Genomic DNA, 12,892 nt, shown 5'->3' on the forward strand with positions numbered 1-12,892 from the left:
ATGGAAAAACCTATTTTTAAAAATATCATCGGAAATGTATTTGAGATTTTAGATCAAACACTTGAGGATCATACTCACGAGCCTGTTTTTGAAGAGATAGGAACCGTTCTGTCAGTTGCAGAGAGTACGGCCATTGTGGATGGATTGCCAAATGTAGGTGCAGAGGAGCTGATCTATTTTCCCAATAATATTTTAGGGATGGCTTATAATCTTGACCCAAATGCTGTTGGTGTTATCTTGTTGGATGATCCTCAATCTATTGAAGCTGGGCAAAAAGTTCATCGATCCGGGCGTATTTTAGATATTCCAGTAGGGGAATCACTACTTGGACGAGTGATTGATCCGCTTGGCCGTGCCCATGATGAAAAAGGACCTATCCGCACAGTCGATCGGTATCCGCTCGAGCGTCCTGCGCCACCGATTATGCACCGGGCCCCAGTTTCTACACCACTACAAACTGGCATTAAAACAATTGATGCGCTTATTCCTATCGGAAGAGGTCAGCGTGAGCTTGTACTCGGAGATCGCCAAACTGGAAAAACTGCTATTGCTTTAGATACAATAATTAATCAGGCTGAAACCGGGGTCATTTGCATATATTGCGCTATCGGTAAAGAAAGTGCTGATATAGCCAAAGTCATTAATGAGTTAGAATCCTATGATGCCCTTAAACATAGCATAGTTGTATCAGCACCGGGTAATTCGCCTGCCGGCATACAGTATATTGCTCCTTATGCAGCAACAAGTATCGGGGAGTATTTTATGGAACAGGGTAGAGATGTCTTTGTTGTTTATGACGATCTTACCTGGCATGCGCGGGCTTATCGTCAGCTTGCGCTACTGTTGCGTCGTCCGCCGGGTCGTGAGGCCTATCCCGGCGATATTTTTTATATCCATGCCCGGCTGCTGGAACGTGCCACCCATCTTAAAACTGAATTTGGGGGCGGATCTCTTACAGCTATGCCAATTATTGAGACCGAAGCTCAAAACATATCAGCATTTATCCCAACGAATCTGATTTCAATAACAGATGGGCAACTTTATTTATCTCCCGAGCTGTTTCAAAAAGATATCTTGCCAGCTATTGACATCGGAATTTCGGTCTCGCGGGTAGGTGGCAAAGCGCAACTCCCATATTATCGAAATGTGTCTAAGAATGTGCGATTGTCGTATACACAATTCCAAGAGCTTGAAGCATTTGCACGCTTTGGAGCTCGTATGGATGAGAAAACAAAACAGATCATTGAACGGGGCAAGCGGATACGAGAGATTCTTAAACAAAAACAATTTAACCCAATGCCTGTATATCAGCAGATTATTGAACTGTGGGCGGTAACCAAAGGTATGCTTGATGAACTTCCTATTTCAGCAATTGATAGTTTTAAAGAAAAGGTTGCCGAGATTTCACAGAATGAACTCGGTGAAATATCCAAGAAAATTGCGGCCGGTGATATTTTGACTGATGAGGAACGATCTGAACTGGATGATATTATTAAAAGAATTGTAGCCTCAATGGCGGGGGTAATATATGGAATTGATTAAAGACATATCACGCAAAATAAAGAGTGCCAAAGATTTAGAGTCTATAGTTAAGACAATGAAGGGGCTTGCTGCTGTAAGTGTTAATCAGTACGATCATGCTGTGGAATCAATAAAAAGTTATTACTTATCTATAGAGAAAGGGCTTCAAATTGTATTGCAAAGCCAGCCGCAATTGGGACAATTGATGAATGTTTCAGTGAATGAAGACTCTTCTGAACAGCTCTTGATTGTTTTTGGATCTGGTCAACCGTTGTGTGGCACGTTTAATGAGGTATTGGCTTCTTATGTAGATCAACATTCCAACAAATGGGGTAATGGTGTACAAATCGTTACTCTTGGACATCGTATTATTGCTAATTTGGAGCGCTATGGATATTCCGTTGAATATAGCTATGAGATGCCAAGTACCATTGAGCGTATCAATACAACGGTACAAGAGCTGGTAAGTGCAGTTCAGCAATTAAATACCAAGGGAGAAGTACCAGGCGTTCAGCTTTTTTATAATCATCCCGTGACGAACTCAGCTTTTGAGCCCAACTATCAACAGTTGTTACCGTTTGATGCTGGCTGGATTCAAACCATCGTTGGCAAGTCGTGGGAGGGACGAAGCATCCCTACCTATAGCATGGAATCGAGCATACTGTTATCTGAGCTGACCAGGCAATTACTCTTTGTTTCTCTATACCGTGCGCTTGCTTCGTCGTTATCGGCTGAAAATAATAGCAGGCTTATAGCAATGCAGATTGCTGAAAAAAAAATTGGGGATATGATTCATGATTTGACAAAAAAATATCAAATGCAGCGTCAGGTGGCTATAACCGAGGAGATCCTTGATATTACATCTAGCTTTGAGGTATTGAGAGAAGAGGACGATTCAAATTTATAACTGGCTGCTGTAAGGAATAAACGGACAATGAAGTGGGGTATAACCTGTAGTAAGTCATTGCTGTTTTTTTATACATATCTGTAATCCACCGAATTAATAAAGCACAGAGGGCCGTTATGGAATCCAAAAAAATTAGTAAACGTCAGTGGCAAAAGTATTTTGATACATTCTCATTAAAATACTTGAAAGATAAACAGCCGGAATACATTGAAATTCAAGTACTTTCGGAGGATATGGGAGCGCAGCATGAGATTAACTGGACGCCTCTGAAAGGCATCACTTACGATCCCAGAAGCGATATTCTTGAAATACAGATTGATAAACTGGATCACCTTATTTCTCATCCCCAAGAGATTTACGTAAATGAAGAGCAAAATGGTTGGCTTACGGGGATGATGGTGGTTCGCCGAGATGGTGAGAAAAGTATCATTGACATCAGGTAAACAGAAATATCAAAAAGGGACAGAAATCATTAATAGTACGGCTAAGAATACACGTATTTTGGTTTGGATTGTCCGGATTAATACTGCCCGGTTATGGCTACAGAAACACAAGTCCACTTTAATAAACAATATCTTGAAGAGGAGATACGCCAACTTGCCAAGTTGCAAGAGTTTACACTTGAGGCAAGGCCGATGCAATCTATTGATGAAAGATTGCTTTCGGCCAAGAAGATCCTCACTCAGACCTACACGGTATTAGCCCGTGCGGCCAAGCTTAATCGCGAGTTGAGTTCGGCGGGGGAATGGCTAATTGACAATTTCTACATTATACAGGAGCAGATTGTACAGCTACAGGCAGACCTGCCCAAATCATACTACGAAAAACTGCCCAGACTAACACAAGGCGAATTTAAAGGATATCCGAGAACCTACGAGATTATTCAGCTGTTAGCATCGATTAGTGACAACATCATCGATCGGGAAAATACTACCATCGCCATCCAGGCCTATCAGGAAGTAGATATTTTAAATTTGGCAGAGATGTGGTCGGTGCCGTTAATGAATCGATTTGCCCTTATTGAACGATTAGCTCAACGAAGCGAAAAACTGCTCAGAGATCGAAAGATACAGGATGATATTGATGGGCTGTTAAATGATAAAATATCAGGGAATATTGATGAGCCAGGGTTCTTGCTTCGAAAACTGTCTGAAATTGTTGATCAGAAGCACAACACCATACGCTATTTGGTGATTTTAGCTCAGCGCCTTCAGTCACGTGGCATGTTTACTGAAAATGAACGCCGGTGGTTCGACTATAAACTATCGCGCTGGGAAACCAACTTGGAAGAACAGCTCCGTAGCCGAATCCAACAAACCTCGCGGCTGCATTTGAGTATCCAGAATGCGATTTCGTCGCTGCGAGAAGTTTCAGAGACTGATTGGTCACTTTTTGTAGAAAGTTGTTCTGTTGTAGAGCGAATTCTACGACTAGACCCGGCTGATATGTATACTCGTATGGATTTTAGCACACGTGACCGGTACCGCAAAATAGTGGAGAAGCTTAGTGCTCATTCACAATATAGTGAGCAGGAAGTAGCAGAACACGCTTTGATGATGGCCGAAAGTGCTGCCCAGAACGGGACCGGTCAGCGCAGAAAAAAAATGCATATTGGCTATTATCTTTTAGATGACGGATATGCGACCCTCAGTCAAAAACTGGCTTACCAAAAACCCTTTGACGAACGTTTCCGAGAGCTTTTACAACGGTATCCTGCAATCTACTTTTTCTTTATCGGCATTCATTTTGCCATTCTTCTTGCTATAGTCGGAATCGTTACGAATATAATAGCCCGGGAAAGCTGGGTGATTATCCTTACCCTCATTATATCCTGGCTTCCTGCGCTTGACTTATCCATCGTTTCTACTAATCGACTGCTTTCTTTTCTGATTCCTCCCCGTATTCTGCCTAAACTCGAATTCAAAGGAATTATTCCCGATGAGTATCGGACTGTAGTAATTGTGCCAACCATGTTGTCATCAACAGCCGATGTAGAAGCGCAATTTGAACTCCTTGAAATTCGTGCTCTTGCCAATACTAACGAATCGCTACAATTTGCCATTGTTTCAGATTTTCTTGATGCCGAGACTGAAACCAAAGATAACGATGATGCTATTCTAGAAGCTTCCCGCAGGCAGATTAATCGCTTGAATGTTCAATACCACTCTAAGTATGGAGATAAGTTTCTGTTCTTTCATCGAAAGCGACTATGGAATAACTCGGAACAGAAGTGGATGGGATGGGAACGAAAGCGAGGCAAAATCGAGGAATTTAATCAACTATTAAAAAGTAACGATGCCCAAACGAGCTTTATTGAAATCCCGGATGATTTTTTAGCATCAACCAAAAAATTTCCGGTTCAATTTGTAATTACACTCGATGCTGATACTAAGCTGCCACCGGGTAGTGCTCAAATGCTAATTGGTACGGCCGCTCATCCGCTCAATAAAGCAGAGATTAATTCTGAAAAAAACATTGTTACGAAAGGCTACGGAATATTTCAGCCGCGCATATCTATCCCGCCTAAATCAGCCAATAAAACTATGTTTGCCAAAATATATTCCGGAAACGTGGGACTCGATCCTTATACTACCGCTGTCTCCGATATCTATCAGGATCTTTTTGGCGAAGGAGTGTTTACCGGCAAGGGACTTTACGATTTGGATGTTTTTGAAACAGTGCTCGGGAGTCGTTTTCCAGAAAACCAAGTACTATCGCATGACTTGCTAGAGAGTACATATGTACGTACGGCCTTACTTACAGATATAGAGCTCTTTGATGATTATCCCACAACCTATTTAAGTTTCTCAAAGCGGCTTCATCGATGGATTCGCGGAGATTGGCAGATATTGTTTTGGCTCTTCAGTAAAGTACCTAAAGGGGATAAAGAGAAGGAAAGGAATCCCATCAATAGTATTTCAAGATGGAAAATACTTGATAACCTTCGACGATCATTGAATCCAGCGGCATTGTTGTTGTTTTTATTGGCCGGATGGATTTTTCTGCCCGGCTCAGCGCTGATCTGGACGGGAGCGGTCTTTGGTATTGTGGCATTTCCCATATATTCGACGTTCTCAACCGATATATTCAAACGTCCGCAGCGAGTAGGATGGCGTCTGTATCTGGATAAAATTCGGGTTGATATTAAAATGAACACCATCCAATCGGTGACCAGCTTTTTGAACCTTCCCCATCAAGCGTTTATCTCCCTAGATGCCATCTTTAGATCACTTTATCGGCTGTTTGTTTCTGGAAAGCATTTACTGGAATGGACAACGGCTACCCAGGTCGAAAAGCAGCATGCTAATGGATCGTTATGGGATTACTGGAAAAAAATGATGCCCAATATTATATGGAGCGGTCTTTGTTTAGGGCTCGTAAGTGTTTTTAGTACTTCTGTATTATTTATTGCTATTCCCATTTGTTCAGGATGGTTACTGGCTCCGTATGGAACGTATATTTTGGGCCGCCCTCTGAAAAGTGAAAAACGAAGATTATCAGATAAACAGTATCACGAGCTACGCCAATACGCACGCAGAACCTGGCATTTCTTTGAGCAATATGTCAACGAAGAGCATTCTTGGCTGCCTCCAGATAATGTACAGGAAGAACCATATATAGGAGCTGTAGGACGCACATCACCAACCAATATGGGTTTAGCGCTGACAGCGGTATACTCTGCTTATGAGATGGGATATCTGACCCTGACTGAAATGGTGAGACGGCTCGATAACATGCTGTCTTCGATGAACAAACTCGAGCGGTATCGTGGACATTTTTATAACTGGTACAGCACTAAGTTAGGAGCAGTATTAAATCCAAATTATGTATCCACTGTTGATTCAGGAAATTTGGCTGCCGCACTGTTGGTTATTGAACAGGCTCTGAATCAATTGGACCAGAAACCTTGTCCTAATCCTGTGTTTTGGACTGGATTGCAAGATACCACTCAGGCATTGAATGATCTGCTTATCGAATACAACAAAAGCGTGAATTACAAAAATTTAGTTGATGAAGTTACCGCAAATACCAAGCAAATAAGTGATAAAATTCCGCAAAATTCACCGAAATCACTTGAAGAATGGGAAGAGATTTTGTTGGAAATACGGGAGAACGCCCAAAAATTAAAGGACCTTTCTGCTGTGGTTTTGGAGTACTCCTTGGAAGATCAAAAAAGCCATGAGTTAAGTGACTGGCTTCAATGTCCGTTGGTCCAGATACAAGGCCAGCTGGATGAAATAGAAAAACTAAAGAATAACAATGTCTCAGTATCTGATAACAGGGAAACCATAAAAAATACTGCGTACATTAATCTTCTTATAAGGGCTGGGCAGTTAAGTTCAATTTGTCGCGAGATGGTTCAAGAGATGGATTTTTCCCTTGTGTACGATTCCGACCGAGAGTTATTTAGCATTGGATATAATGTGGATCGGGCCCAGAGGGATAACAGTTATTATGATCTTTTGGCCAGTGAGGCACGTCTGGCATCATTTATTGCGATAGCAAAGGGAGAAGTGCCACCTGAGCACTGGTTTCGGCTAAGTCGACGACTGACAAGCATCGAGCGCAATGAAATTTTACTTTCATGGGGTGGAACAATGTTCGAATATCTGATGCCATTGCTGTTTATGTCAGAATTTGAAAATACGTTGCTTAGCAATACCTATGAAAATGTAGTTCTTTGGCAGCGAAATTATGGGTCGCTGAGGAATAAGCCCTGGGGATTTTCTGAAAGTGGATATAATGTGCGAAATTTGGAGTTGCATTATCAATACCGGGCATTTGGCGTACCTGGTTTAGGGTTGCGACGGGGGTTGGCCGAAGATTATGTAGTGGCACCCTATGCCGCGATGCTGGCGTTGATGGTTGATTCAAAACATGCGCTAAGTAATTTGCAAAAATTACGGGATGTGGGCGCATATGGTGCCAATGGTTTTTATGAAGCCGTGGACTATACACAACGGCACTTGGCAAAGGAGGACAGGAATGAAAGTGCTGTCGTTAAGATGTATATGGCACATCACCAAGGGATGAGTTTATTGGCGTTGTTAAATGTATTGGATAATAATCGCATACAGCAATTGTTCCATAATCATCCATTAGTTCAGTCTTGTGAATTACTTTTACAGGAACGTATTCCAAGAGGAATCCCCATTAAAGAACCCCGTCCCATTGACGTAGAGCTTGAACCAGCTGAAGAGGAGCGGGCAAAAAATGTTGTGGATCATGCCAGTATGGAAGCTCTTGATGATACACCGCCTCGAACACATATCCTTTCAAACGGACATTATTCGACGTTGATTACTCATTCAGGTACCGGCTATTCTTATTCTGGCGATTTGATGCTTAGCCGATGGCGACCAGATGTGGTAACCGATGATTACGGCATGTTTTTCTATATCCGGGATTTGGAAAGTGGTAATTACTGGTCAGCAGGTCATCAACCGGTTAAGCGAAAAGCTGATCGGTATGATACATGGTATCATGCCGGAAAGGTTCAAATTGCTCGTGTAGACGACTGGATTGAAACATTTATGGAGATATGTGTTTCACCGGAAGATAACATCGAGCTGCGAAAAATTACATTGACAAACTATTCTGAACGGCAGCGTAAGATTGAGATTACCAGCTATGCTGAAGTGGTTTTAAATACGCAGCAGGCTGATCGTTCTCATCCGGCATTTTCAAACTTATTTGTACAAACCGAATACCTTCAGGAGCATCATACTATTTTAGCAAAAAGACGTCCTCGGGCAGAGGATGAAGATCCCGTTTGGCTCGTGCATACGATCGCTAGTGAGGATACGGAAAGTTTTGCTGAAGAACTCCAGATTGAAACAGATCGTGAGCAATTTATCGGGCGAAACCGCTCCATGCAATCACCACGTGCCATGGAAAAAGGAACACGACTTAGTGGTAGAGTCGGAAATGTCAAAGATCCGATTGTAAGCATTCGAAGGGTGGTTACACTTAATTCCGGCGAAAAAAAGAATATAACCTTTGGTTTTGGAAGTGCTAACAATCGTGATGAGGCGGTAGCTATGGGAGATCAATATGACAATCCCTATGCCACGGATCGCGTTTTTGAACTTGCTTCTATTTACGGCAATGTTGAACTGGAGCATGTGGGCCTAAGTGGTGAGCAAGCCCAGTATATTCAACATCTTACAAGTTATCTTGTCTATAATTGTGAAGCACTGAGGGCCGATGAAGGTACGTTAATATTAAATAGAAAAACACAATCCGGACTCTGGGCACACGGAATATCAGGAGATGTTCCTATTTTGGTTTATCACATTGATGATAAAAAGTATATGAGGGAGGTTACGCTATTGCTTAAGGCACATCATTTTTGGCGGCAACGCGGCTTAATGGTGGATCTGGTTTTTATGAATGATCATCCACCGTCGTACGTAAATGAGCTCCAGGAATTAATTCAGCAACAATTACAACAAACCACCGATCAACATACCCAGCGAGAAAAGGGGGGAGTCTTTATCCTTCGTAGTGACGAATTAAGCCGAGAAGATAATGTACTTATCAATACAGTTGCTCATGTGGTTCTTGCCGGAAAATTACCCAATCTTAAACAGTTGAAAGAGCAGGGGCAAGTAGATGTTCCTGAAAAGCAGATGTCATCATACAAGCCTGTTAAACACGTGCGTGTTGAAAATGAAACAAAAAATGTAGGTGAGGATTTACTGTTTTACAACGGGTATGGAGGGTTTTCTCCGAATGGGAATGAATATGTTATCAGGCTCCGGACTGATCCAAATACCAAGAAATTGCGTTTTCCTCCGGCACCGTGGATTAATGTTATTGCAAATCCGGACTTTGGGTTGTTGACGACCGAAAAGGGATCCTCATATAGCTGGAGTAAAAATAGCAGAGAGAATAAGCTTACCCCATGGTCCAACGATACAGTGTTAGATCCATCCGGTGAAGCTATATATATACGTGATGAGGATGAAAAGCTATTCTGGTCACCCATGCCGCAACCAGTTCCGGGATGTGCTGATTACGAAATAAGACACGGACATGGATATTCTACCTATCGAAGTACCACCATGAATATTTCGCAAAATGTTACTACATGGGTAGACAAAGATGATCCGATAAAATTCGTAAAGCTCAGGCTTTCTAATGAAGGTTTAATGGATAAAAATTTAACTCTTTTTGGATATACCGACTGGGTGTTGGGGGTATTCCGGGAGAAAAGTACCCCACAGATTGTTTCATCTGTGGATGAAAAAAAACAAGCCATTTTTGCCCTTAATTTTTATAACAATGAGTTTGCGGGTCGGGCAGCTTTTTCGGGTTTTGTAACAGACACCTATATCCACTCAGTTTCATATTCTTCAGATCGACAGTCATTTATTGGTCGAAATCGAAATCTACAAAATCCAAGGGCTCTGAAGGATGACACCGTATTAAATGGACGCTTCGGGATGAGATTTGAATCGTGTGCAGCCCATCAGTTTTCTCTTGAATTGAAATCGGGGGAATCCGCTGAAATATATTTCTACCTGGGCGAAGTGCAAGACCAAGAGGAGGGGCGCAGTCTGATAAATAAGTATGAGCAACCTGAGACCATCAAGCAGTCACTCAGTGATGTGAAGGCATATTGGCGAAAGAAACTGGGTGGTATCAGAGTTAAAACTTCGGAGCCTGAGTTAAATATATTAATGAATGGCTGGCTGCAATATCAGAATATAGCTTGTCGAATGTGGGGGCGAACCGGATTTTACCAGGCGGGTGGGGCATTCGGATTTCGCGATCAGCTTCAGGATTCTACAGCGGCGTGTTATCTGGACCCTGAACTTACGCGTAAACAAATTCTGCTGCATGCCGCTCATCAGTTTGAGGAGGGAGATGTATTGCATTGGTGGCATCCCCCGACCGATAGAGGTATTCGCTCAATCATTACAGATGACCTGCTTTGGTTGCCCTACACAACGGCTTTTTATATGAATAAAACGGGAGATGACGCGATTTTAGATGAGCGGATGGCCTTTTTAAAAGCACGTCAGTTGTACGAAGGAGAACATGAGGCCTACTTGCAGCCGGAAGTATCTCATCAAAAGGCATCTTTATATGAACACTGTTGCCGTGCTATTGATCGTTCGCTGACTAAGGGAGCGCATGGCTTGCCACTAATAGGTGGGGGAGACTGGAATGATGGAATGAATCAGGTAGGGGTTGATGGAAAGGGAGAAAGCATCTGGCTGGGATTTTTCCTCTATACGATTTTGGATGATTTTATTCCGATCGTTAAAAAATTTAACGACCAAGACCGCCTTGAAAAATATCAAATCTATAAAAAAGAGCTCAAACAACATCTCAATAATGAAGGATGGGACGGCGAATGGTACCGACGGGCTTATTACGATGATGGAACACCGCTGGGATCAGCCCAAAACGATGAGTGTCGCATTGATGCAATTGCGCAGGCTTGGTCGGTAATTTCGGACGCCGGAACGCCTTCCAAAACGGGAAAAGCCCTGCTTGCTGCGGAACAGCATCTGGTATCAAAGCAAGATGGAATTATCAAATTACTTACTCCTGCCTTTGACCAAACAGAGAAAAACCCCGGCTATATCAAGGGATATATTCCGGGTGTGCGCGAAAATGGTGGTCAATATACCCATGCTGCTTTGTGGCTGGTTAAAGCATTTGCAGAAGCCGGAGAAATTGAGAAAGCCATTTTATATATGAAGATGCTTTTGCCCATAAACCATGCTTTAAATAGTATAGATGTAGAGCGTTATCAGGTTGAGCCTTATGCGGTTGCGGCTGATATATATGGGGAACATCCCCTCGTGGGGAGGGGGGGCTGGACTTGGTATACCGGTTCGGCGGGTTGGATGTACCGCGTGATTTTAGAATCTATTTTGGGCATAACCATTATTGAAGGAGATGATGTCCAAGTTACACCTACAATTGTTTCATCATGGAAAAAGTACGAGTGCTGGATTAAAAACAGTGATCGTGATATTACCTTACACATCGAAGTATTGAATCCCAATAAATTATCCAAAGGTACTATTACTGCATCACTGAATGGCTCTACCGTTACCGTAAAAAATGACCTGGTTACGTGCCCGTTTCCCGATAATAAAGGAGACCATAAATTAATAATAGCTATCGAAGAGTGAGTTTTTCTGTATTAATAGCGTGGTAGAATTTCTTACATCTATAATATAGTAGCACGTACATTTCTTTGGTTAATATTTATATATGTTCATTTTCATGGAACTCCAATTTGACTGCCCCAAAATTTAATTTGCTATGGATGCCATAAAGGTTCTCATAATTGATAAAAATATTCTCGTCAGAAGGGCAATAACCACCATTTTACAACAGCATGAAAAATTCCGCGTCTATTGGTTAAATGATGAGTTTGATACCGTTGAAGCCGTTATTCGCAATAAAGAACCTGACGTTGTTTTATTAAGTATCGAAAGTATCGAAGGTGAAGGGTTGGATATCTTGCAGAAAATACGGTCGATTTTTAGCAATTTGCCGGTTGTTGTTATAACCCCTCGCAATAACGAAGGTGCGAAGGCGGCGATAACAGCATTGCGGTTGGGTGCTATTGATTTTATTACTAAGCCAGAGTCAAAAAATCTGATTTTATTTGCCGAACGGCATCTTAAAAAGCGATTAGAGCCTTTAATTACGGCTATTTATGAGATGAAACAGCGTAAAAGTCTGGACAATTTAATGCTCGAATCACTGACTCAGCCCCAGAAAAGTTTTGAAGAAATTACCCCGGGCATTAGAGAACAACAGCCGATCGAAGTTGTGGTAATGGGAGGTTGTACTGGAGGCGTACAGGCATTATTCTCGATTTTAAGCAGTTTGCCAAAGGGTTTGGCGATGCCAGTGGTAGTTGTGCAGCATTTGCCGCGGACTTATACCGAATATTTAGCTACTTGTTTGGATGCCTTTTGCCAAATACCCGTCAGAGAAGTGCAGGATGGAGACAAGCTAACGGCAGGTACGGTTTATATCGCGCCCGGCGGATATCAATGTGAAATTACTCAGTCTGCTTCAGGTGTTGTGGCCTCAGTGTACCGCGGGCCGCGAGAAAATAATATGCGTCCTTCAATCGATGTGTTGTTTCGTTCTGTAGCTAAATTATATGGCACTAAGACCCTTGGAATCTTACTTAGTGGTTGTGGTTGCGATGGGTTGGCGGGTGCTGAGGAAATAAAAAAACACTCCGGACAGATTATCGTTCAGGATCCCCGATCTTCAATTGCTCCCAATTTACCTTTATCGGCTATTTCGAAGGGACTTACCAAAACTTATTCTCCACCGCAAAATATTGCGCAGCAAATAACTAAGTACTCAGCTCTTATTGGTAGTGATTATTATAATCCCCGGGAAAAAGATGTAATAAATACCAATTTTTTATTTTAGATTATCCATAGATATATATCATGCAGAATATGATTTCAT

General features: G+C 42.2%; 5 protein-coding genes. All 5 read left to right on the forward strand.

The window, feature by feature from the left end:
- Positions 1–1,542 carry an alternate F1F0 ATPase, F1 subunit alpha gene (locus ACT3IB_RS02065; RefSeq protein WP_491537360.1) on the forward strand — a complete coding sequence of 514 codons (1,542 nt, stop codon included), beginning with the start codon at positions 1–3 and terminating at the stop codon, positions 1,540–1,542.
- Positions 1,529–2,428, forward strand: coding sequence for a F0F1 ATP synthase subunit gamma (locus ACT3IB_RS02070; RefSeq protein ID WP_491537361.1), 900 nt, complete (start codon positions 1,529–1,531; stop codon positions 2,426–2,428). Before ACT3IB_RS02065 ends, ACT3IB_RS02070 begins: the two co-directional genes overlap by 14 nt.
- A 116-nt stretch (positions 2,429–2,544) precedes the next feature.
- Entirely contained in the window at positions 2,545–2,871 is a 327-nt protein-coding gene (locus tag ACT3IB_RS02075) for a DUF5335 family protein (RefSeq protein WP_491537362.1), read from the forward strand.
- Between the two features lie 93 nt (positions 2,872–2,964).
- A complete protein-coding gene (locus ACT3IB_RS02080; RefSeq protein WP_491537363.1) occupies positions 2,965–11,583 on the forward strand; it encodes a glycoside hydrolase family 94 protein in 8,619 nt (2,872 codons plus the stop codon).
- Between the two features lie 133 nt (positions 11,584–11,716).
- Positions 11,717–12,853, forward strand: a complete 1,137-nt coding sequence (locus ACT3IB_RS02085) for a chemotaxis protein CheB (protein ID WP_491537364.1) — start codon at positions 11,717–11,719, stop codon at positions 12,851–12,853.
- The last annotated feature ends 39 nt before the right edge of the window (positions 12,854–12,892 follow it).

It is taken from the genome of Fodinibius sp. GM21 (genome assembly GCF_058386955.1).

Coding starts and splice junctions, on each gene's coding strand:
- ACT3IB_RS02065 (WP_491537360.1), top strand. CDS start 1: ATGGAAAAACCTATTTTTAAAAATATCATCGGAAATGTATTTGAGATT.
- ACT3IB_RS02070 (WP_491537361.1), top strand. CDS start 1,529: ATGGAATTGATTAAAGACATATCACGCAAAATAAAGAGTGCCAAAGAT.
- ACT3IB_RS02075 (WP_491537362.1), top strand. CDS start 2,545: ATGGAATCCAAAAAAATTAGTAAACGTCAGTGGCAAAAGTATTTTGAT.
- ACT3IB_RS02080 (WP_491537363.1), top strand. CDS start 2,965: ATGGCTACAGAAACACAAGTCCACTTTAATAAACAATATCTTGAAGAG.
- ACT3IB_RS02085 (WP_491537364.1), top strand. CDS start 11,717: ATGGATGCCATAAAGGTTCTCATAATTGATAAAAATATTCTCGTCAGA.